This window comes from Nocardioides sp., assembly GCF_025964975.1.
Taxonomy (GTDB): Bacteria; Actinomycetota; Actinomycetes; order Propionibacteriales; family Nocardioidaceae; genus Nocardioides.
Window position 1 is genome coordinate 1 of sequence record NZ_JAOPXV010000151.1, and the last position, 20,267, is coordinate 20,267.

General features: G+C 69.7%; 21 protein-coding genes, 1 tRNA gene and 1 pseudogene. 18 read left to right on the forward strand and 5 right to left on the reverse strand.

Annotation, left to right across the window (positions count from 1 at the left end; all coding sequences use genetic code 11):
* The 3 genes and pseudogenes from JWN68_RS11540 to JWN68_RS11550 all read left to right on the forward strand — a co-directional run.
* Positions 1-319, forward strand: a pseudogene (locus JWN68_RS11540) (imidazole glycerol phosphate synthase subunit HisH); the annotation flags it as partial.
* A 94-nt stretch (positions 320-413) separates the two neighbouring features.
* Entirely contained in the window at positions 414-1,406 is a 993-nt protein-coding gene (locus JWN68_RS11545; protein WP_297738831.1) for a beta-ketoacyl-ACP synthase III, read from the forward strand.
* 9 nt (positions 1,407-1,415) lie between these two features.
* Positions 1,416-2,444, forward strand: coding sequence for an Atu2307/SP_0267 family LLM class monooxygenase (locus JWN68_RS11550; protein WP_297738833.1), 1,029 nt, complete (start codon positions 1,416-1,418; stop codon positions 2,442-2,444).
* 39 nt (positions 2,445-2,483) lie between these two features.
* On the opposite strand, the gene JWN68_RS11555 is transcribed toward JWN68_RS11550, so the two are convergent.
* Positions 2,484-3,020, reverse strand: a complete 537-nt coding sequence (locus JWN68_RS11555) for a GNAT family N-acetyltransferase (RefSeq protein ID WP_297738835.1) — start codon at positions 3,018-3,020, stop codon at positions 2,484-2,486.
* 115 nt (positions 3,021-3,135) lie between these two features.
* On the opposite strand from JWN68_RS11555, the gene JWN68_RS11560 reads away from it, so the two are divergent.
* From JWN68_RS11560 to JWN68_RS11575, 4 genes are all read left to right on the forward strand, one after another.
* Positions 3,136-4,917 carry a diguanylate cyclase gene (locus tag JWN68_RS11560; RefSeq protein ID WP_297738837.1) on the forward strand — a complete coding sequence of 594 codons (1,782 nt, stop codon included), beginning with the start codon at positions 3,136-3,138 and terminating at the stop codon, positions 4,915-4,917.
* Positions 4,918-5,050: 133 nt separating this feature from the next.
* Complete coding sequence (locus JWN68_RS11565; RefSeq protein ID WP_297738838.1) at positions 5,051-6,175, forward strand: YihY/virulence factor BrkB family protein; 1,125 nt, start codon at positions 5,051-5,053, stop codon at positions 6,173-6,175.
* Positions 6,176-6,197: 22 nt separating this feature from the next.
* A complete protein-coding gene (locus JWN68_RS11570; RefSeq protein ID WP_297738840.1) occupies positions 6,198-7,028 on the forward strand; it encodes a methyltransferase domain-containing protein in 831 nt (276 codons plus the stop codon).
* Positions 7,029-7,403: 375 nt separating this feature from the next.
* Positions 7,404-7,679 carry a hypothetical protein gene (locus JWN68_RS11575; protein WP_297738842.1) on the forward strand — a complete coding sequence of 92 codons (276 nt, stop codon included), beginning with the start codon at positions 7,404-7,406 and terminating at the stop codon, positions 7,677-7,679.
* A gap of 25 nt (positions 7,680-7,704) precedes the next feature.
* Here the strand turns inward: JWN68_RS11575 and JWN68_RS11580 are convergent, their stop codons facing one another.
* From JWN68_RS11580 to JWN68_RS11590, 3 genes are read right to left on the reverse strand one after another with little or no spacing between them, the layout of a single operon-like run.
* Positions 7,705-8,631 carry an ATP-grasp fold amidoligase family protein gene (locus JWN68_RS11580; RefSeq protein WP_297738844.1) on the reverse strand — a complete coding sequence of 309 codons (927 nt, stop codon included), beginning with the start codon at positions 8,629-8,631 and terminating at the stop codon, positions 7,705-7,707.
* 37 nt (positions 8,632-8,668) lie between these two features.
* On the reverse strand, positions 8,669-9,445 hold the full coding sequence (locus tag JWN68_RS11585; RefSeq protein ID WP_297738866.1) for an aldehyde dehydrogenase family protein: 777 nt from the start codon (positions 9,443-9,445) through the stop codon (positions 8,669-8,671).
* A complete protein-coding gene (locus JWN68_RS11590; protein WP_297738846.1) occupies positions 9,334-10,059 on the reverse strand; it encodes a GMC family oxidoreductase N-terminal domain-containing protein in 726 nt (241 codons plus the stop codon). The genes JWN68_RS11585 and JWN68_RS11590 overlap by 112 nt, the downstream gene beginning before the upstream one ends.
* A gap of 98 nt (positions 10,060-10,157) precedes the next feature.
* On the opposite strand from JWN68_RS11590, the gene JWN68_RS19325 reads away from it, so the two are divergent.
* The 9 genes from JWN68_RS19325 to JWN68_RS11635 all read left to right on the forward strand — a co-directional run bounded on the left by JWN68_RS19325 (position 10,158) and on the right by JWN68_RS11635 (position 18,791).
* Positions 10,158-10,280: a hypothetical protein gene (locus JWN68_RS19325; protein WP_366519796.1), complete on the forward strand. Its 123-nt coding sequence runs from the start codon at positions 10,158-10,160 to the stop codon at positions 10,278-10,280.
* A gap of 280 nt (positions 10,281-10,560) precedes the next feature.
* Positions 10,561-10,923 (forward strand): hypothetical protein, encoded by a 363-nt coding sequence (locus JWN68_RS11600; RefSeq protein WP_297738848.1) that lies wholly within the window; start codon positions 10,561-10,563, stop codon positions 10,921-10,923.
* A 9-nt stretch (positions 10,924-10,932) separates the two neighbouring features.
* On the forward strand, positions 10,933-11,673 hold the full coding sequence (gene priA / locus JWN68_RS11605) for a bifunctional 1-(5-phosphoribosyl)-5-((5-phosphoribosylamino)methylideneamino)imidazole-4-carboxamide isomerase/phosphoribosylanthranilate isomerase PriA (RefSeq protein WP_297738850.1): 741 nt from the start codon (positions 10,933-10,935) through the stop codon (positions 11,671-11,673).
* The gene (gene hisF / locus JWN68_RS11610) at positions 11,670-12,428 is read left to right on the forward strand and encodes an imidazole glycerol phosphate synthase subunit HisF (protein WP_297738852.1); all 759 of its coding nucleotides are present in this window, start codon (positions 11,670-11,672) and stop codon (positions 12,426-12,428) included. Before priA ends, hisF begins: the two co-directional genes overlap by 4 nt.
* A 42-nt stretch (positions 12,429-12,470) precedes the next feature.
* The gene (locus JWN68_RS11615; RefSeq protein WP_297738854.1) at positions 12,471-13,364 is read left to right on the forward strand and encodes an ABC transporter substrate-binding protein; all 894 of its coding nucleotides are present in this window, start codon (positions 12,471-12,473) and stop codon (positions 13,362-13,364) included.
* Positions 13,364-14,230: an amino acid ABC transporter permease gene (locus JWN68_RS11620; RefSeq protein ID WP_297738856.1), complete on the forward strand. Its 867-nt coding sequence runs from the start codon at positions 13,364-13,366 to the stop codon at positions 14,228-14,230. Before JWN68_RS11615 ends, JWN68_RS11620 begins: the two co-directional genes overlap by 1 nt.
* A gap of 86 nt (positions 14,231-14,316) precedes the next feature.
* Positions 14,317-15,033 (forward strand): amino acid ABC transporter ATP-binding protein, encoded by a 717-nt coding sequence (locus JWN68_RS11625; protein ID WP_297738868.1) that lies wholly within the window; start codon positions 14,317-14,319, stop codon positions 15,031-15,033.
* A gap of 138 nt (positions 15,034-15,171) precedes the next feature.
* Positions 15,172-16,962 (forward strand): ABC transporter ATP-binding protein, encoded by a 1,791-nt coding sequence (locus JWN68_RS11630; RefSeq protein ID WP_297738858.1) that lies wholly within the window; start codon positions 15,172-15,174, stop codon positions 16,960-16,962.
* Positions 16,959-18,791 carry an ABC transporter ATP-binding protein gene (locus tag JWN68_RS11635; protein WP_297738860.1) on the forward strand — a complete coding sequence of 611 codons (1,833 nt, stop codon included), beginning with the start codon at positions 16,959-16,961 and terminating at the stop codon, positions 18,789-18,791. Before JWN68_RS11630 ends, JWN68_RS11635 begins: the two co-directional genes overlap by 4 nt.
* Positions 18,792-18,812: 21 nt before the next feature.
* On the opposite strand, the gene JWN68_RS11640 is transcribed toward JWN68_RS11635, so the two are convergent.
* Entirely contained in the window at positions 18,813-19,232 is a 420-nt protein-coding gene (locus JWN68_RS11640; protein WP_297738862.1) for an SsgA family sporulation/cell division regulator, read from the reverse strand.
* Between the two features lie 208 nt (positions 19,233-19,440).
* On the opposite strand from JWN68_RS11640, the gene JWN68_RS11645 reads away from it, so the two are divergent.
* Complete coding sequence (locus JWN68_RS11645; RefSeq protein ID WP_297738864.1) at positions 19,441-19,959, forward strand: PGPGW domain-containing protein; 519 nt, start codon at positions 19,441-19,443, stop codon at positions 19,957-19,959.
* Positions 19,960-19,998: 39 nt separating this feature from the next.
* A tRNA-Val gene (locus tag JWN68_RS11650) sits at positions 19,999-20,070 on the forward strand.
* The last annotated feature ends 197 nt before the right edge of the window (positions 20,071-20,267 follow it).

Here is a 20,267-nt window from a genome sequence, read left to right on the forward strand (position 1 = left end):
GGAGCTGCTCCCTGCGGAGGTTGTGCCGCACATGGGCTGGAACACCGTGGAGGTGCCCGAGGGCACCTCGCTGTTCGCTGGGATCGAGGACGAGCGCTTCTACTTCGTGCACTCCTACGCCGCCCGCACCTGGGACCTCGTCACGAACAACCGCACGCACGCTCCGCTCGTCACCTGGGCGGAGCACGGCGGGGACCGCTTCGTCGCTGCGGTCGAGAACGGGCCGCTGAGCGCCACCCAGTTCCACCCGGAGAAGTCCGGCGACGCCGGGGCAGCGCTGCTCCGCAACTGGGTCGCGACGTTGCCGTCCGGGGCGTAGTCGCTTCGCGCGCGTGGCGCTCGCTTGCGCAGGCGGCCCTATGCTCGTGATCAAGCCCGAACTCGCGCCCCCGAACGACCAGAACGGATTTCGCATGACGATTCAGCAGGCGACCGACCTCACCGACGCAGCCATGCTGGGCCTGGGTGTCTACCGGCCCGAACGGGTCGTCACGAACGACGAGATCTGCGAGGTCCTCGACTCGTCCGACGAGTGGATCCAGTCTCGCTCAGGGATCAAGACCCGGCGCTTCGCGGGTCCGGACGAGGACCTCATCACCATGGCGACAGCCGCAGCCCAGCGGGCGCTGACTGTTGCCGGGGTGAGCGCTGACCAGCTCGGCTGCGTCATTGTCGCCACCTCCACCTACCCCGAGCACACGCCGGCATCGGCTGCCCAGATCGCCGACCGGCTGGGGTCCACCTGCGCGGCGTTCGACATCTCTGCAGGCTGCGCCGGCTTCTGTCACGGACTCAACCTGGCGACCTCGATGGTCCGGTCGGGCGCTGAGAGCCACGTGCTGGTCATCGGGGTGGAGCAGCTGAGCCGGTTCATGGATCCCACTGACCGCGGTACGGCCTTCATCTTCGCCGACGGCGCGGGTGCAGTGGTCGTAGGGCCGTCGGAGACGGCCGGGATCGGCCCCACCGCCTGGGGTTCGGACGGCTCCCAGGCCCACGTCATCAACCAGACCCCCAGCTGCATCGGGGGCGGCGCCGACCACCCGGTCGTGCAGATGGAGGGCACGGCCGTCTTCCGCTGGGCGCCGTTCGCGATGGCGAAGGTCGCCCACGAGGCACTCACGCGCGCCGGTGTCTCCATCGACGACCTGGACGCGTTCATTCCGCACCAGGCCAACCTGCGCATCACCCAGACCTTGTCGCGCAACATCAAGCTCCCGGAGTCGGTTGCGGTGGCGACCGACGTCGTGGACGCCGGCAACACCTCCGCCGCCTCTGTGCCGCTGGCCATGGAGGCCATGCTCCGCACCGGCCAGGCCAAGGCCGGTGACCTGGCGCTGCTGATCGCCTTCGGTGCGGGCCTGAGCTACGCGGGCCAGGTCGTCACCCTGCCCCCACACGAATAGGTCGCCCCCATGCATCTGGGAGTGGACAGCTTCGTCTCGGAAGTCACCGACCCCGTGAGCGGGGAGGTGATCGGTGCTGTCGAGCGGATGGAGCACCTGCTCGAGGAGATCATGCTGGCCGATCGGGTCGGCCTCTACTCCTTCGGCATCGGCGAGCACCACCGCAGCGAGTACTACGACTCCGCGCCGGCGGTCATCCTGGCGGCGGCTGCTGCTCGGACCGAGCGCATCCGGCTCGGCAGTGCCGTGACCGTGCTGAGTGCCGCAGACCCGGTCCGGGTGTTCCAACAGTTCGCCACCCTGGACATCATCTCGAAGGGGCGGATCGACCTCGTGGTGGGCCGTGGCTCCTTCACCGAGGCGTTCCCGCTCTTCGGGCTGGACCTCGCTGACTACGACTCGCTCTTCACCGAGAAGCTCGACCTGTTGCTCAAGCTCCGCGACGCCACCCAGGTGACGTGGTCGGGCCGGCACCGTCCGCCCATGGTCGCGCAGAGCGTCTACCCGCGTCCCGTCCAGGACCCGCTCCCCATCTGGGTGGGGGTCGGCGGCACGCCCGAGTCATTCGCCCGCGCCGGACTGCTCGGCCTGCCGCTGATGGTGGCGATCATCGGGGGCGAGCCGCGCCAGTTCGCCCCGCTCGTCGACCTCTACCGTCGCGCCGGCGCCCAGGCCGGCCACCCGCCCGAGCGGCTCCAGGTCGGACTGCACGTCTTCGGCTTCGTCGCCGAGACCACCCAAGCGGCCGCGGACACCATCTATCCCGGATGGGAGGAGATGTTCACCAAGGTCTCGCGTGAGCGTGGATTCGCCCCTCCGAGCCGGCAGCAGTTCGATGCCACGTCCGGTCCCAACGGGGCCTTCTTCATGGGCGACCCGCAGACGGTTGCCGACAAGATCCGCCGCGTCTCCGAGCAGCTGGGCGGCGTGGACCGCCTGTCCCTCCAGATGACGAATCCGCGGCTGGCCCATGACGACCTCCTGCGCGGCATCGAGCTGCTCGGGACCGAGGTCGCACCGATGGTCAGGACCGCCTAGGGCGGATCGAGCCCGCCCCGGAGGGATGTCCGCGCGTGGTCACAGTTGTCGTTCGCGCACGAAGTCGTCCTCGACGCGGTTGCCGATGCGGAACTGCTTGCGTCCCACCTGCTCGAACCCGTGCTTGGCGTAGAAGGCGTTGGCGCGGACGTTCTCGTCACTGACTCCGAGCCAGGCCCCGGCAGCGCCGGATTCCCGTGCTGCCGCAAGGGTTGCTGCCATCAGCCGGCCTGCGGTCCCATCACCGTGGTGGTCCGGGTGGACGTACATCCTTGACAGCTCGATCGTCCGGTGGTGGCGCAGGGTGGCTGCCACGGCGACGTCGTCCGGCTCTCCACGTGTCAGCATCGAGTAGCCGATCAGCTCGGGCGACGCGTCGTCGACCGCGACGAGGATGGTCCGCGCCGGGTCGTCGAGGTGCTGGCTGAAGGCTGACTCGGCCAGGTGCTCGCCGATGTAGGCGTCCTTCTCCGCCGCGGGGGTGTGCGGTGTGCACGCGAGGGGGAAGGTCAGCGCTGCGATGCGGTGCAGGGCGCCGGCGTCGCGAGCGGTGGCGAGGCGGACCAGGGAAGGCATCCGGTGAGTGTAGGGAGCAGCGGGCGCGGTCGTGCGTCAGCACTACTTCCGAGCGCGGGTTACCAGTTTGGGTATTTCCTAACAAGTTGGCGGGGGTGGTCCTACTCTCACAAGCATGACGCGACTCCGAGGACTGGCCGGCCCGCTGTGCCTGTGGCTGCTCGTCATGGCAGCGCTCAGTCTCATGGTGATCCGCAGCCAAGCACAGGAGCGGGACGCACTCGTCGACCGCTTCCAGAGCCGCGCGGACGCCGGTGCCAGCGTGGTGGAGACCTACGTCGACGACGTCTTCAATGCCGAGAGGCGACTTGTTCGCGAGGTGTCGCGGGACTCCTGGAAGCCTACGGACTTCGGCGCCAACACCGACCTCCTCGGCATCCCCTCCGCCGTGCTGCTCGACCGCAACGGCAAGGTCGTGGCACAGGCGCCCGAGGTGACCGAGAGCCTGGGCATCGACCTGGGATCCACGTATCCGCATCTGTCCGAAGCCCTCGAGGGTTTGTCGGCGGTCTCGGACGTCGTCCCTTCGATGGTGGACGGCGAACCGGTGGTCGGCTTCGCTCTTCCCGTCATGACGTCCGAGCGGGTCACTGTGCTGTCGACCGAGTTCGACCTCACCGGAGGTGCCCTGGCCGCCTACATCGCCCGCCAGCCCGTCGCCGGCACGAACGCCGTGCTGCTCGACTCCAGCGGTGATGTGATCGCCTCGTCCGGCGAGGCCACCGAGGCGAAGCGGGTGCTCTCCACCTTCCGGGACGCCGACCAGGGCCCGACGGAGGAGGGGGACCGGGTGCTGGCTGCCAAGGCCGTCCAGGGCACCGAATGGACCTACGTCGTCGACGCGCCTCGCGCTGCCCTGCTCGCCCCGGGCGCCGAGAACGACCTGAACGAGTGGGCTCTGCTGGCCGCGGCCGCCATCGCGAGCCTTGTGGGACTGGTGATCGCGCAGCGTGCCAGGGCTGACCGTTCCAAGGCTCGGCTCGAGAAGGAGCAGCTCGACAAGCGACTGCGCAACACCGTCGAGAACGCCCCCGTCGGCATGACGCTCGTCGATCTGGAGCACCGCTTCGTGGAGCCCAACAAGCGCTTGTGCCAGATGCTCGGATACTCCGCCGAGGAGTTGACCAAGCTGTCGTTCCAGGACGTCACCCACGCTGACGACCTGACGCTCGACCTCGCCCTGCTCGACCAGCTCGTGCTCGGCGAGATCGACAGCTACGAGCTCGAGAAGCGATACGTGCAGCAGGACGGGTCCGTGCTGTGGGGGCGATTGGCCGTCAGCGTGCTCCGCGACGAGAACGACGGCCTCGCCTACTTCGTGAGCCAGATCGAGGACGTCACCGAGGTCAGGAAGGCGCGCTACGACCTGCAGCACCGGGCTCTGTACGACCCGCTGACGGGCCTCGCGAACCGCAGCCTGCTGATGGACCGGCTGACGGTGTCCCTCGGCAACGACCGCCACCAGGTCAACGTCGGAGTGGGCTTCTGCGACCTCGACCACTTCAAGAGCATCAACGACACGCACGGGCACCAGGTCGGCGACGAGGTCCTCAAGGAGGTCGCCCGTCGGCTGCAGGAGTCGGTCCGAGCGGAGGACACGGTCGCGCGCCTCGGCGGGGACGAGTTCGTCATCGTGCTTCACGACGTCGCTTCGCTCGAAGAAGCCAACGGAGTGCTGGAACGAGCGAGCCTGGCCATCCAGAAGCTCATCCTCATTGACGGACTGGTCCTGCGGACGAGCCTCAGCGTCGGGCTGGCGATCGCCGCCCATGGCGACGACCCCGACGTGCTCCTCCGTGACGCGGACGCCGCGATGTACGTCGCCAAGCACGGCGGTCGCGGCCGCATCGAGACCGCGCCCCTGCCCACGAGCTTCCGGGCCGCCAGCAGCGTCTGAGTGTCGCCAGCCTCCGAGAGGCTGGCCGGGTCCCACGAAGGATCCTGGACCGAGGATCACACGTCGAAGACGGGGAAGTCACCCGAGCACGCGCCGCGTGCATGACTTGCGTCCTCCGCGGGCACGTCAGGGCGTGACCTCGCAGACCGACCGCCCCGACCACCTCGACCGCAAGGACGCGCCCGCCGAGGGCGCCGACACGCCTGACTCCCCGGCGCAGCTGACGAAGCCCTCGTGGAAGTACGTCCTCCGCAAGACCTTCCGCGAGTTCTCCGACGACCAGTGCACCGACCTGGCGGCGGCCTTGACCTACTACGCCGTGCTGGCCCTCTTCCCGGCCGTGATCTCGTTGCTGTCCCTGGTCGGGCTGGTGGGGATGGGCCCGCAGTCGATCGAGACCCTGCTCGGGATCCTGCGGGACGTCGGAGCGGGCAGGGCCGCCACCGCCCTCGAGCCGCGGTTGATGGACCTGAGCAGGACGGAGAGCGCTGGGCTGGGGTTCGTGATCGGTCTTGCCGCGGCACTGTGGTCCGCGTCCGGCTACGTCGGCGCCTTCGGCCGCGGGATGAACCGGGTCTACGAGATCGACGAGGGCCGGCCGTTCTGGAAGCTGCGCCCGATGATGCTCCTCGTCACCGCGACCGTGGTGGTCCTGGTGGCGATCGTGGCCCTCGGACTGGTTGTCACGGGGCCGGCCGCGGAGGCCGTCGGCAACGCGCTGGGACTGGGCTCGGCGGTGGTCACGACCTGGAACATCGCGAAGTGGCCGGTGATGCTGGCCGTCGTCGTGCTCATCGTGGCGCTGCTCTACTACGCGACCCCCAACGTGAAGCACCAGAAGTTCCGCTGGATCAGCGTCGGCGCCGTCGTCGCCATCCTCGTGTGGATGATCGCCTCCGCGCTCTTCGGGGTGTACGTCGCCGGCTTCTCCAGCTACGAGAAGACCTATGGCTCCCTGGCCGGTGGCATCGTGTTCCTGCTCTGGCTGTGGATCACCAACCTGGCGCTGCTCTTCGGCGCGGAGCTGGACGCCGAGCTCGAGCGCGCACGCGAGCTCCAGGCCGGTCTGCCGGCGGAGGAGGAGATCCAGCTGCCGGCGCGGGACACCTCGAAGATCGAGAAGGCCGAGAAGAAGGAGCGCGAGGACGTCGAGAGCGGTCGCACGCTTCGCCGTACCCGAGGCGAGGAGTCCGAGCCGGGGGCGGGATCGGGGTCGGGGAACGAGGTCGGCCAGGATTCCGAGCGTTCCCAGCGGTGAGCGAAGCCCCTACCCTTCGGCCATGAGCACCGACGACCTGCCCTCGGGCTACCAGCAGGTCGACTCGTCCGCGGATCCGGACGCGCTGCTGGAAGCCATGGAGGTCACGGCCGCCTGGCCCGCCACCGTGGACCTCCGCTCCTGGGAGCGCGACCGGTTGGCACTGGCTGGCGGCGAGCGGCTGCTGGACGTCGGGTGCGGTCTCGGCGAGGCAGCACGCGCTCTGGCGGTCGATCTGGGGGCGACGGGCGAGGTGCTGGGACTCGACACCAGCACCGCCATGCTCGCCAGGGCCCGGACCGACTGGGACGTCGAGTGTCCCGCTCACTTCGCGCTGGGCGATGCGATGGCGCTGGGCGTTCCGTCCGGGTCGTTCGACGCGGCCCGCGCCGAGCGTGTCCTCCAGTGGCTGCCGGATCCACGCTCGGCCCTCACCGAGCTGGCCCGGGTGCTCCGGGCCGGGGGACGCGTCTCGCTGATCGACACCGACTGGGGGTCCCTGCGCCTCGACATCGGCGACGAGGCGCTGACGTCGGCGGTGCAGCGGACGATGGCGGTCGAGCGGCACCGGCCGTCCCGGGTGGGCCGGCGCCTGGCCGACCTGGCGGAAGCCGCCGGCTTCCGCGACGTGGAGACGACCCAGGCGACCCAGGTGTGGTCGGACTGGGACCCGGACAGGTCACCGGCGCCCGACGGTTGCTTCTCCATGCGTGACCTCGCCGACGACATGGTCGAGGCCGGGGAGCTCGACGCGGCCGACCTCGAGGGATTCGTCGCCGCCGCGCAGGATGCCGCGCGCAACGGACGCTTCACCATGTCGTTGACGATGCACGCGGTCGTCGGCACCCGCTGAGTGCCGCTCGGCCGCGACCGCGGTCTGGCAGGATCCGCCCCTGCGACCTCTTGTCACCGCCGCCACGGTCGTTGCCGTCGTACTTGCCGGCAGCTCTGGCTGTGCATCGGAGACGGACGTGCCCGAAGCAGGGGCCCCGCGGGAGACGCAGTCGTCCCCGGCGGTGACGAGTGCCAGCACCCCCAGCTCCGCGAGCCGTCAACGACCTCGCCGACGACCTCGCCGGCGGCCTCCCGGTCCACGTGGCGACGCGATCGACGGCGTGAGGCCAAGCCGCTCGAGTCCATTCCGCGGCCAGCCAACTACCAGGGTGTCTCCTGCCTGCCTGTTCCGGCACCCCTGGTCTGGCGGATCGCAGAAGGGGCCAGGGCGGGCGTGCAGATCATCCCTGGTTGGGCAGGCGCGGTGGAGGCGCCGCAGCTGAAGAGCGTCTTCTTCGTGGTGATGCAGTTCAAGGTCGGCGGTGTCGAGCAACCGATGGCTGTCTGGGCGGTGAGCAGGGCCGCCTACTATCAGAGCGATCGGGGACAGATCCTGGCCGCCAACAAGTCCGCGCAGGAGTTCACGACATTCCGCAACACGAACGATGCCGCTCACATCCGAGAGGACAACATCAACGCCAGTGAGGTCCAGGCCTGCAGCCTCTCCTGACCGGCTTTCAGTGGGCGCCCTTGAGTCAGCGGTAGTGGCGCGGCGGGTGCCAGTGGCTTCCGAACTCCAGGTTGAACGACTGCGGCTCGAACGGGCTGTCCCCGCCGGCCGGGAAGCTCGACAGCTCCCCGAAGACGATCCGATCGGGCAGGTCGTAGAGGTCCACCCGGACGAAGTCGGTGCCTCTACCCAGACGCTCGGCCAGCTCGAGCATCTCCTCGAGGCGCACGGGGCGTGCGATGGCGGGTGTGGCCCAGGGGTTGCCGCCGCTCAGCGGGAGGTGGCTCCAGTCGGGGGTGAAGAAGTCCTGCGTCCGGCGGTCGAATCGCCCCCGGTCGACCTGGACGTAGCGACACGTGCCGTGGAACACGAAGAACTTGTAGTCGTCGGGAACGGCCCCGTCCGCTCCGACCAGGAACTCCTCGACGAGGATGCGCCGGGGGACATGGCCGTAGGCCCACTCGCGGTTGGGACCCTGGCCGTACAGCTGGCCCAACCAGGACCCGCCCAGTGCTGCGAGCTGCTCGCTGGGCGCCCACTCGGGTCGGACGTGCCTGTACGCCCAGCTGTGCTGACGAGCGGGGAGCCGAGCAGCGACGTCGGCCGCCGGGGAGACGACGATCGCGACGCCACTGCCGTGGGTCGGCTTCACGACATAGGCGGAGGGCAGGGCCGCGTCGACGAGGGCCTGGGGATCGTCGAAGAGGTGGAGCAGTCCGGGCAGGACACGAGCGCCCGCGACGGACGCGACGTGATCACGCACGGCGGCCTTGTCCGCGTAGGTCACCATCAGCTGGCGATGGTCGCGGAGCATCTTGTAGCGGACCTTCTCGTTGAAGGTGCGGGGGTTGCGCGTGCGCCACAGCCGCCACCAGCGGACCGCCCGGCTCCGCTCGCGCCACGGCACGGGCCGCCGCGCCGGGACAGGACGGGAGCCCACGAATCCGATCACGGGTGCATCCTGCCCGGTGCCCCCTGCGCCCGAGGGCTCAGGGGCGGGTTCGTCCCTGTCCGGGTCTCAGCGGACGGCGAGGCAGCTTCGGCAGCTGGGTCGCCCGTCCGTGCAGCGCGGTGAGCACGGAGGCGACGAGGGTGTCCTGCTCCGGCGTGCGGTCGAAGGTGGTGAGGTTCAGCACCGGCTTGAACCGCACCCGGGTCACCGCCTTGGCGTAGGTGAACTCCTTGAGCCCGTCTGGCCCGTGGATGCGCCCGAAGCCCGAGTCGCCGACCCCGCCGAAGGGCAGGCCTGGTACGGCTGCGAAGGAGATCACCGAGTTGATCGCGGTCATCCCCGAGCGCAGCCGACGTGCCAGCTCCGGCCCGCGCTTCTGCGAGAAGACCGCCGACCCGAGGCCGTCGCGGGTCGCGTTGGCCAGCTTGACCGCCTCGTCCATGTCGCGCACCCGGCGCACGGTGACGGTGGGGCCGAACGTCTCCTGACGGACGGCGTCGGAGTCCTCCGGGACGTCGACCAGCACGGTCGGCTGGATGAAACGGTCGCCGACTGCCTCGCTCCCGCCGACCACGGCGCGACCCCCGCGGGAAAGCGCGTCGGCGACGTGGCGGCGTACGACCTCGACCTGGCTCGGCATCGTCATCGGTCCGATCTGGGCCCCGGCGTCGGTGCCGGCATGGACCGTGCCGGCTCGGCGGGTCAGCTCCTCGAGGAACCGGTCGTGGACCTTGTCGTGGACGTAGACCCGCTCGATGCCGTGGCGGTCGCGGTCGACCCGGTGAAGGCGAGCTTGTCGATGTCGGCTCGGCACAGCGCTGCGCCCGTCTCGGCGGACCCGATGACGACCTGGAACAGATCGTGGTCCGGCACCACCTCGCGCAGGCTCTCGGCCAGCCAGACACCGACGCCCGCCGGACAGGGCACCTCGGCATCGACGTACGTCGTGTGACTCCCGCGTCCGTGCTGGTAGGTCACCCCCACTGCTCGGCCATCCTCGATGGCGACCTTCTCCACCAGCGCCCCGGTGCGAATGGTCAGGTTCGGCCTCATGCGCCGGCTCGAGAGAGGCCTCGCGGTCGGCCAGCGGCGGCCCTTGCGGCAGGTCACCTGGTAGAGCCCGGCGCCTTCCTGCTCCGCGCCGTTGAAGTCGTCGGTGGGCTTGAAGCCCGCCGCGACGGCCGACTCGACCCAGGCCGTCGTCAGCGGATGGGTGTAGCGGCGGTCCTCGACGTGCAGTGGGCCGTCCTGGCCGTGGAACCGTCCGGCGAGGCGGGTGTTGCCCTCCGACCGGATGAAGGCGGGCAGGACGTCGTCGTACCCCCACCCGCGTGCGCCGTACGCGTCGCGCCAGGTGTCGTAGTCGGCGCGGTTGCCGCGGATGTAGATCATCGCGTTCATCGACGAGCACCCCCCGAGGGCCTTCATCCGGGGCCAGTAAATCCGGGCCCTCGAGCTGCTTCTGCTCCGCGGTCGGGTAGTTCCAGTCCCACCGGGTCTTGAAGAGGTTGGGGAAGGCGGCCGGGATGCTGATCTCGTCGGCGACGGCCTCGCCACCCGCCTCGAGCAGCAGCACCGAGGTGCCTGGGTCCTCGCTCAGCCTGGCCGCGACGACGGCGCCGGCGCTGCCGGCCCCCACGATGATGTAGTCGAAGAGTTCCCGGTCGGCCACGGCATCCTCCTAGCCCGTGTGACCTGCGCTGTCGCGATCCTTGAACACCAGCGCCACACTCCTCAAGGACGAGCCTACGTGGACAGGCTCGGTTCGCTGAGGCATTCGCGTGTGACCTCGCCCACCCCTAGGGGTGGGGGAAGCGCCCGAGAGAGGTCCGCGGCGCGGACCAGTGAGCACGCATCTGGAGAGTGGGTCCGTCCACGCAGGGACATTGCTGCGTAACGCCCTGCGGACCGCTGAGCAAGACTGATGGCATGGACCGCGAACACCTCCTCGCCGCGTTGGCACGCGCGGACGCAGGCGACGCAACAGACCTCTGTCGGCAGGCCGTGCTCGAGGGTGCCGAGCTCGACGTCGCGCCGATGAGCGTCCCCACGGCGGCGCTCCGCGGCATCTATCGGAGTCGGGCTGAGCATCTGCTCGAGCACGAGGTCGCCGCGGTCGGTGCACACGACGCAGCCGACAGGTTGGATCGGACCAGCCACGCCAGCCTCAGGATCGGGTCGGTCGCCGGTGGCCGCGGCCACTTCTTCCAGCTCTTCCTCGATCCGGCGGGCCAGGAGCTCGTGGCTTGCCTGATGGTCCCTGTCAGGGGGCACGAGGCGCACGACTCCTAGGATCGTGCCATGAGCGACTACCTCGAACTCCTCCCTGCCGTGGACATCAAGGGTGGCCAGGCCGTCCAGCTGGTCCAGGGAGTCGACGGTTCGGAGAAGCGCTTCGGCGACCCGTTCGAGGCAGCGATGCGCTGGCAGGACGCGGGCGCGGAGTGGATCCACCTCGTCGACCTCGACGCCGCGTTCGGCCACGGGCACAACCGCGAGCTCCAGGCGAAGATAGTCGGCACCCTCGACATCAAGGTCGAGATGAGCGGCGGCATCCGCGACGACGAGTCACTACGGGCCGCGATGGCGACCGGCTGTCGCCGGGTGAACATCGGGACCGCCGCCCTCGAGCAGCCGGAGTGGTGCGCCAAGGCCATCGCGGAGTACGGCGACCGGGTGGCCGTCGGCCTCGACGTCCGTGGCCGGACGCTGGCCGCCCGCGGGTGGACGCGGGAGGGCGGCGACCTCTACGAGGTGCTGAGTCGGCTCGACACCGAGGGCTGCGCGCGCTACGTCGTCACCGACGTCAACAAGGACGGCATGCTCCAGGGCCCGAACCTCGAGCTGCTCAGGGATGTCTGCACGATGACCGAGCGTCCCGTGGTCGCGAGCGGCGGGGTCACCACGCTCGACGACATCCGCGCGTTGATGGAGCTGGTCCCGCTCGGCGTGGAGGGCGCGATCGCCGGGACGGCACTCTACGAAGGACGCTTCACCCTGGAGGACGCCCTGGCCCTGACCTTGCCGAAGGGCGTCGCATGAGCCTCGCCGTCCGGGTCATCCCGTGCCTCGACGTGGACGACGGACGGGTGGTCAAGGGCATCAACTTCGTCGACGTCCGCGACGCCGGAGACCCGGTCGAGCTGGCCCGGGCGTACGACGCCGAGGGGGCCGACGAGCTGACCTTCCTCGACATCTCCGCCTCCCACGAGGGCCGGGCGACCACCATGGAGGTCGTGTCGCGGTGCGCCGAAGAGGTCTTCATCCCGCTCACGGTGGGCGGGGGAGTGAGCAGCGTGGCCGACGTCGACCGGCTGCTGCGCGCGGGCGCGGACAAGGTTGCGATGAACACGGCGGCGATCCACCGGCCCGAGCTGATCGCGGAGGTCGCGGACCGCTTCGGCAACCAGGTGCTGGTGCTCTCGGTCGATGCTCGACGCGCCCCCACGGACTCCGGGTTCGAGGTCACCACCCACGGTGGCCGCAAGAGCGCCGGACTCGACGCGATCGAGTGGGCGGCGCGCGCCGCTGAGCTCGGTGCCGGCGAGATCCTGCTCAACGCGATGGACGCCGACGGCACCCAGGACGGGTTCGACCTCGAGCTGATCCGCGCCGTACGCCGCGAGGTGGCCATTCCCGTCATCGCCAGCGGGGGAGCGGGCCGCGTCGAGCACTTCGCGCCGGCCGTCGATGCCGGAGCCGACGCGGTGCTGGCCGCGACGGTCTTCCACTTCGGCACCCTGCGCATCAGCGACGTCAAGGCAGGTCTCGCCGAGGCTGGTCACACCGTTCGCTGAGATGCTGCGTGGCCCCATTCAGAGGGCGCCTACGATTCGGTCATGCGCACCATCACCAGCACCCTCGCCGCCACTGCCCCCCTCGCCCTGCTCCTGGCCCTGACGTCGTGTGGTGCGCCGCGCGACGAGGCTGACGATGCTGCGAGCGACACCTCCTCGGAGAGTTCCGAGACCGCCGCGGCGGAAGACTGCACCAAGGACTCGCTGGAGACCTTGGCGCCCGGCACCCTGACCGTCGGCACCGACTCCCCGGCGTACGAGCCGTGGTTCGTCGACGACGACCCGACCAACGGCCAGGGCTACGAGTCCGCGGTGGCCTACGCCGTCGCCGAGCAGCTCGGCTACGCCGAGGACGAGGTCGAGTGGGTGACCGTGCCGTTCAACGCAGTGGTGAGCCCCGGGGAGAAGAAGTTCGACTTCGACGTCAACCAGGTCTCGATCACCGAGCAGCGCAAGAAGGCCGTGGACTTCTCGAGCGGCTACTACGACGTCCGGCAGACCGTCATCACCAACGTCGGCAGCCCGATCGACGGCGCCACCTCGCTGGGCGAGCTCGCCGACGCCAAGCTGGGCGCCCAGGTGGGCACCACGAGCTACAACGCGATCAGCGAGGTGATCGGGTCCACCGAGCAGGCGGCCGCCTTCGACACCAACGACCAGGCCGTGCAGGCGCTCAACAACGGCCAGATCGACGGCATCGTCGTCGACCTGCCCACCGCCTACTTCATGACTGCCGTCCAGCTGGACAAGGGCACGATCGTCGGCCAGCTTCCGCTGCCCGACGGGGAGGTCGAGCAGTTCGGCGCAGTGCTCGACAAGGACAGCCCGCTGACCGACTGCGTCAGCCAGGCAGTCGACGCGCTCCGCGAGGACGGCACGCTCGACCAGATCGCTTCGGAGTGGCTGGAGCAGCAGGGCGCTCCCGAGCTCTCCTGATGAGGTCGACGGCTGTCGACGGCTGGCAGCCTTCCGCGATCCAGCTCGAACGCGAAAGCTGGCGGCGCCGCCAGGCCACGAGAAGCACGGCGATCGCTGCGGCCAGCACGCTCCTGGTGTTCGGCGTGGTCGGTGCGCTGGTGGTCACGTCTCCCGGTTGGGAACGGGTGCACGAGACCTACTTCAACTGGGACAAGGCGGTCGACTCCTTCCCTGCGGTGGCGGCCGGACTGTGGGTGAACGTCAAGATCATGGCGATCTCCGCGGTCGCGATCGTGATCGTCAGCCTCACCATCGCCGTGATGCGCACGACCCGTGGTCCGCTTGCGTTCCCACTGCGGCTCCTCGGCACGGTCTACGTCGACGTGTTCCGTGGCCTGCCCCTGCTGCTCGTGATCTTCCTGCTCGGCTTCGGCGGGCCGGCGCTCGACCTCACCGGGATGCCGCGCAGCGCCCTCTTCTGGGGTTGCGCGTCCCTCGTCCTCTCCTACTCGGCCTATGTCGCCGAGGTCTTCCGCGCCGGCATCGAGTCGGTCCACCAGTCGCAGCGACTGGCGGGGCGGGCGCTGGGGCTGACCTACGCGCAGACACTGCGCCACGTCGTCCTGCCCCAAGCGTGGCGCCGGGTGCTGCCCGCGCTGATGAACGACCTCGTCTCGCTGCAGAAGGACTCGGGGCTGATCGCCGTGCTCGGCACCGTCATCGATGCCATCCGGGCCGCGCAGATCGAGACGGCCCGTGACTTCAACTACACGCCGTACGTCGTGGCCGGGTTCCTCTTCATCTGCCTGACCGTGCCGATGGCGCGGCTGACGGACTGGTTCGCCCGCAAGCAGGGGTTCCACGCGGCGGGGGGCATGCTGTGAGCGACCGAGACGAGCGAGGAACGAGCGAGCGACCGAGCTCACCGGACAATGCTGTGAGCGATCCGACCGCGAACACCGTCCTCGAGATGAGTGGGGTCCGCAAGGCGTTCGGCTCCAACGTGGTGCTGAGCGGAGTGGACCTGACGGTCGGCCGTGGCGAGTGCGTCGTGCTGATCGGGGCCTCCGGTTCGGGCAAGTCCACGCTTCTGCGCTGCGCCAACCTGCTCGAGACCGTGGACGACGGGGTCATCACCTTCGAGGGCGAGGACATCACCGACCCCCGCGTGGACGGCGACCGGGTGCGCTCGCGGATGGGTCTGGTGTTCCAGGCCTACAACCTGTTCCCGCACCTCAGCGTGCTCGGCAACGTGACGCTCGCCCTGCGCAAGGTGCAGGGGGTCGCACCTGCCGAGGCGGAGTCCCGCGGGCTCGCGATGCTCGACCGGGTGGGGCTCGCAGAAAAGGCCCGGGCGCGACCCGACGACCTCTCCGGCGGCCAGCAGCAACGGGTCGCGATCGCCCGGGCCCTGGTGGCGAACCCGCAGCTGATGCTGCTCGACGAGGTGACCTCGGCGCTCGACCCGGAGCTCGTCGGCGAGGTGCTCGACCTGCTGTCCGACCTCAAGGGCGAGGGCGTGACCATGGTGCTCAATACCCACGAGATGGGCTTCGCCCGCGACGTCGCCGACACCGTCTGCTTCCTGCACGACGGCGTGGTGCACGAGACGGGGACGCCGGCCCAGGTCATCGACGCTCCGCAGCAGGAGCGCACGCGTGCCTTCCTCTCGCGCATCCGCGCCTGAACCCCGGGGTTCGGTCCCGTCGAATTGGGTTGTCGTCGGTGGCCCGGCATAACCTGCGAAGGCGGGGTGTTGCGCACCTCGGAGGCGGGTTCGCGCACGTGAGCCCCACGACGGCGACGAGGAGCGAGGCAACCACGGGTGAGTGACGAGCAGGCGGTGCTGCAGGGCTCGACCACTCGCGAGGGCTTTGCCGTGCTGGGCCACGCCATCCGACGAGAGCCGGGCATCTTCGTCCTGTCCACCATCGGCTCTGTGCTGTTCGCGGTCCTCACGGTCGCCGACGCATGGGTGCTCGGCTGGGCGACCGACTACGTCGTCATCCCCGCCTTCCGGGATGGCGAGATCGGTGCCGGGCTGCTCTGGGCCGTGCTGGGCCTCTTCGTGGGCGTCGCGATCCTGCGCGCCGTCGGCATCGTGGCGCGGCGCCTCGGGGCCGGGATCATGCAGTTCCGCATGCAGGCCCACACCCGGCGAGCCGTGACGAGGCAATACCTCACCCTGCCGATGGAGTGGCACCAACGCCACCCGACCGGGCAACTGCTGTCCAACGCCTACTCCGACGTCGAGGCTGCGTGGGGACCGATCGCTCCGCTTCCCATGGCTTTGGGCACCGTGGTGATGATGGTCATCGCGGTGGTGCAGATGCTCCTGGCAGACCTCGTCCTGGCCATCGTCGGGCTCGTCGTCTTTCCCGCCGTCGTGGTCGCCAACCTCGCCTACCAGCGCCTCGCGTCGCCCCTGATGACACACGCCCAGGGTCTCCGCGCCGAGGTCAGCGAGATCGCGCACGAGTCGTTCGACGGGGCGATGGTGGTCAAGACCCTCGGCCGCGAGAGCGAGGAGACGGCGCGCTTCCGCGCGAAGGCCCACGCGCTGCGCGACGTCAACATCCGCGCGGGCTCCATCCGGGCCGCCTTCGACCCGACCCTTGCCTCGCTGCCCAACGTCGGGGTCCTGGTCGTGCTCGCGGTCGGCGTCAGCCGGGTCATGAGCGGCGCCACCGACGCCGGCGACGTGGTGACCGTGGCCTACCTCCTCACCATCGTCTCCTTCCCGATCCGCGCCATCGGCTGGCTCCTCGGCGAGTTCCCGCGCAGCGTGGTCGGCTTCCGCCGCACCCAGTCCGTGCTGGCGGCGACCGGGTCCATGACGTACGGCGACGAGCGCATGCGCGACGCCTCGCAGGGCGCGCGGCTGGAGGTCGACGACCTCCACTACGCCTACGACCCGGACAACCCGTTGCTCCGAGGCGTCAGCTTCGACGTCGAGCCCGGCCGCACCCTCGCCGTGGTGGGCCAGACCGCCTCCGGCAAGAGCACCCTGACCAGCCTGATGACGCGGTTGGTCGACCCGGATGCCGGTCGGATCCGCATCGACGGCAACGACCTCCGCGACCTGGCCAGAGGCGCGCTCGCTGGCTCGGTCGCGCTGGTTCCGCAGACCGCGTTCCTCTTCGACGACACGGTCCGCGGCAACGTGACGCTGGGCGACGACATCCCCGACGACGAGGTCTGGGCCGCGCTGCGAGCCGCGCAGGCCGACGGGTTCGTCGCCGCCCTGGGCTCCGGCCTGGACACGCAGCTCGGCGAACGCGGGACGTCGTTGTCCGGTGGCCAGCGGCAGCGGCTGTCCCTCGCGCGGGCCCTGGTCCGTCACCCGCGGCTGCTGATCCTCGACGACGCCACCTCGGCAGTGGACCCCGAGGTGGAGGCGCGCATCCTGGCCACCCTGCGCGAGAACGAGAAGGACAGCACGCTGGTCGTCGTTGCCTATCGCAAGGCCACGATCGGCCTGGCAGACGAGGTCATCCATCTCGCCGACGGCCGGATCGCTGACCGAGGCACCCACGCCGAGCTGCTGGAGCGCAGCCCCGCCTACGCCCGCCTGGTCAACGCCTACGAGCAGGCAGCCCACGAGGAACACCCATGAGCACCGTCACGACAGCCGCGACCGACGCAGGCGACCTGGCCGGCAGCGGCACCCGGATGGACTCCGGGGAGGGCATCGGGGCGATGGAGACCCTGCGGCGGGGTGTCGCGATCTCGCCGGAGCTCCGTGAGGGCATCGGCGTCACGTTGCTGCTGGCCGTGGTCGCGTCCTGCGGCCAGGTCGTGGTGCCCATCGCCGTACAACAGACCCTGGACCGTGGCCTCAACGGCGCGGGCGGCCCGCGACTGGGGTTCGTCGTCTGGCTGGGGCTTGCGGCAGCGGTCGCGATCGCGGTGACCAGCGTCGCGTCGTACCTCATGACCAAGCGGCTGTTCACGACCTCCGAGCGGGGGCTGGCCACGCTGCGCGTGAAGGCCTTCCGCCACGTGCACGACCTGCCGTTGCTGACCCAGAACACCGAGCGGCGCGGTGCCCTGGTGTCGCGGGTGACCAGCGACGTCGACCAGGTGAGCCAGTTCCTGGTGTTCGGCGGGTTGATCTTCGTGGTGAGCGTGGGCCAGATGCTCGTGGCCACGATCATCATGGTGATCTACAGCTGGGAGCTCGCCCTGGTGGTGTGGCTGAGCTTCGCGCCGCTGTTCCTCTCGATCCGCTACTTCCAGCGCAAGCTCTCGCAGGCCTACACCGTGGTCCGCCACCAGGTCGGCGTGCTCCTCGGTGCGATCAGCGAACCCGTCGTGGGCGCGGCCACGGTGCGTTCCTACGCCGTCGAGGACCGCACGCAGGGTCGGATCGACTCGGCCATCGACGAGTTCAAGGCCGCCAGCACGCGCGCCCAGAAGTTCACGGTCGTCTCCTTCTCCCTGGGCGGCATCTCGGCCGGGGTCGCCAACGCGGGCGTCCTGATCGCCGGGGTGCTGCTGGGCTTCACGACTGACATGACCGCCGGCAGGGTCCTGGCGTTCGCGTTCCTGGTGACGTTGTTCGTGGGACCGGTCCAGATGGGCACCCAGATCCTCACCGATGCCCAGAACGCGATCGTCAGCTGGCGCCGGGTGATCGGCATCCTCGAGACACCCGCGGACCTCACCGACCCCGGCCCCGCCGCGGAGCAGCTGCCGCGGGGTCCGATCGACGTCACTCTCGAGGACGTGAGCTTCGCGTACCCCGACGGGCCCGACGTGCTGCGGGAGGTGTCGATGCACATCGACGCCGGGACCAGGGTCGCCATCGTGGGGGAGACCGGGTCAGGCAAGTCCACCTTCGCCAAGCTGCTCACCCGGCTGATGGACCCACGGTCGGGCGCGGTGCTGCTGGACGGCATCGACGTGCGATCCATTGCTCCGCACTCGCTTCGCACCAGCGTCGTGCTCGTCCCGCAGGAGGGCTTCCTGTTCGATGACTCCATCGCAGCCAACGTCCGCTACGGCAAGCTCGACGCGAGCAGCCAGGACATCCTGGCGTCTGCGGACGAGCTGGGGCTGCGGGACTGGCTCGACGGCCTCCCACACGGCATCGACACCATGGTTGGTCAGCGTGGCGAGTCACTCTCCGCCGGGGAGCGGCAGCTCGTGGCCCTCCTGCGGGCTCACCTCGCGGATCCCGACCTGCTCGTGCTGGACGAGGCGACGAGCGCGGTGGACCCTCACCTGGAGATGCGGATCGGCCGCGCCCTGGAGCGGTTGATGCAGTCCCGCACCTCGGTGACCATCGCGCACCGGCTCTCGACCGCCGAGAACGCCGACGAGGTCGTTGTCGTCGATCGAGGACGCGTCGTCCAGCGAGGTCCGCACGCCGAGCTCGTCACCCAGACGGGCAGTGTGTACGCCGGACTCCACGCCTCCTGGGAGGCCCAGCACCACTCGTGAGCCCGCAGTGGAGTCGTGACCTCAGCTGAGGAGCTGGTTGACCAGGGAGTCGATGTCGAGGTTCTGGCCCTCGTCCCCGAGGGGCACCACGGCCAGGGACCGGTCGACGAACTCGGTGATCTGGCTGTGTCGGGCCTGGAGAATGAGGTGGCCGTCGGGGGAGCTGAGGGTAATGAGGACCACTCGCTGTCCGGTCGGGCTCACGGCGGGAGCGATACAGACGTCCCCGTCTCCGGTGGTCCTGCGCAGGCCTTCGATGAGCAGGTCACGACCGAACGTCCAGGTCAAGGACTCTTCTGGCGTCAGGAACGTCATGGTGATCGCGAACGGGTCCCGACGGTGGTAGGCCATCACGCTCTGGAGGTGGTGGCCGCGGCCCGTCTCATCCAGGCACTCCAGCCTGACGTCCAACGCAACATCTGCAACGAGGGGATGACTCATCGGGACTCCTAGGGACTCCGGCGGGGGCCGGGCGATACCGAGAGGGGGGTTGTGTTCTTTTCAACTGGTTTGACACGTAATGGTGACGGTTCGTACACAGTTTGGGGGTGCTTTTGCGGAAATATGGGTCGTTTGGCACTCCCCGGTAGGGTCATCGGGTGATCACCAAGCCCGATGTCCGGGTCCGCGCAGGCGTCGGGGCCGCCTGATGGGCGTGCCCGGCACCGGCGCTGCGAAGCGCGTCGTGCTCGAGACGCTCGGGTGGGTGCTGCTCCTGGCCGGGGTGGCCGCGATCTTCCTGCCGGGCCCGGGACTGCTGGGGATCTTCGCCGGCCTTGCCCTCCTGTCCCAGCAGTACGACTGGGCAGAGCGGCGCGTCGAGCCGGTCCGACGGAAGGCACTGCGCGGCGCCGCGGAAGGTGTGGAGACCTGGCCCCGGATCGTGCTCTCCCTGGTGGGAGTGGTCTGCCTCGTCGGCTTCGGGATCCTGTGGATGCTGAGCCCGCCGGCCCCCGGCTGGTGGCCCTTTGCCGAGTCGTGGTGGCTTCCCGGCGGCACCTGGACGGCCGTCACCCAGATCGCGTCCGCCGGGATCGCGCTTGCCCTCATCATCTACAGCTACCGACGCTTCCACGGTCATCCCGAGGCAGTCGCAGAACTGTCTCGCCCGGTCGAGGAAGCACCCAGCGAGGACTCCCGCGAGTCCCGCAGCAAGCCGGTTTCGTGACGGCCCGCGTCGACCTGTAGAGTCTGCGCGGCACCACATGGGCGATTGGCGCAGTGGTAGCGCGCTTCGTTCACACCGAAGAGGTCACTGGTTCGAGCCCAGTATCGCCCACCGGAGACAGAGGCCAGGTTCCCCGATCCGGGGGCCTGGCCTTCGTCGTCCCCGGCGCTCGCATCGTGCGCCAACCCTGCGGAAACGCCGCGTCTGCCCTGCGGTTCCGCGCGAAGCATCCCGTTCACGGCCGGAACCTCCGGCCGGGACGGAGGACTACGCGTGGTGGCCAGGGCGACAACATCTCGATCGGTCCG

What these genes read in the sequence shown, in the direction of transcription:
- JWN68_RS19325 (WP_366519796.1), top strand. Translation starts at nt 10,158, where the DNA reads ATGCTGATCTCGTCGGCGACGGCCTCGCCACCCGCCTCGAGCAGCAGC.
- JWN68_RS11560 (WP_297738837.1), top strand. Translation starts at nt 3,136, where the DNA reads ATGACGCGACTCCGAGGACTGGCCGGCCCGCTGTGCCTGTGGCTGCTC.
- JWN68_RS11600 (WP_297738848.1), top strand. Translation starts at nt 10,561, where the DNA reads ATGGACCGCGAACACCTCCTCGCCGCGTTGGCACGCGCGGACGCAGGC.
- priA (WP_297738850.1), top strand. Translation starts at nt 10,933, where the DNA reads ATGAGCGACTACCTCGAACTCCTCCCTGCCGTGGACATCAAGGGTGGC.
- JWN68_RS11645 (WP_297738864.1), top strand. Translation starts at nt 19,441, where the DNA reads ATGGGCGTGCCCGGCACCGGCGCTGCGAAGCGCGTCGTGCTCGAGACG.
- hisF (WP_297738852.1), top strand. Translation starts at nt 11,670, where the DNA reads ATGAGCCTCGCCGTCCGGGTCATCCCGTGCCTCGACGTGGACGACGGA.
- JWN68_RS11635 (WP_297738860.1), top strand. Translation starts at nt 16,959, where the DNA reads ATGAGCACCGTCACGACAGCCGCGACCGACGCAGGCGACCTGGCCGGC.
- JWN68_RS11555 (WP_297738835.1), bottom strand. Translation starts at nt 3,020, where the DNA reads ATGCCTTCCCTGGTCCGCCTCGCCACCGCTCGCGACGCCGGCGCCCTG.
- JWN68_RS11550 (WP_297738833.1), top strand. Translation starts at nt 1,416, where the DNA reads ATGCATCTGGGAGTGGACAGCTTCGTCTCGGAAGTCACCGACCCCGTG.
- JWN68_RS11570 (WP_297738840.1), top strand. Translation starts at nt 6,198, where the DNA reads ATGAGCACCGACGACCTGCCCTCGGGCTACCAGCAGGTCGACTCGTCC.
- JWN68_RS11590 (WP_297738846.1), bottom strand. Translation starts at nt 10,059, where the DNA reads ATGAAGGCCCTCGGGGGGTGCTCGTCGATGAACGCGATGATCTACATC.
- JWN68_RS11620 (WP_297738856.1), top strand. Translation starts at nt 13,364, where the DNA reads ATGAGGTCGACGGCTGTCGACGGCTGGCAGCCTTCCGCGATCCAGCTC.
- JWN68_RS11615 (WP_297738854.1), top strand. Translation starts at nt 12,471, where the DNA reads ATGCGCACCATCACCAGCACCCTCGCCGCCACTGCCCCCCTCGCCCTG.
- JWN68_RS11625 (WP_297738868.1), top strand. Translation starts at nt 14,317, where the DNA reads ATGAGTGGGGTCCGCAAGGCGTTCGGCTCCAACGTGGTGCTGAGCGGA.
- JWN68_RS11545 (WP_297738831.1), top strand. Translation starts at nt 414, where the DNA reads ATGACGATTCAGCAGGCGACCGACCTCACCGACGCAGCCATGCTGGGC.
- JWN68_RS11640 (WP_297738862.1), bottom strand. Translation starts at nt 19,232, where the DNA reads ATGAGTCATCCCCTCGTTGCAGATGTTGCGTTGGACGTCAGGCTGGAG.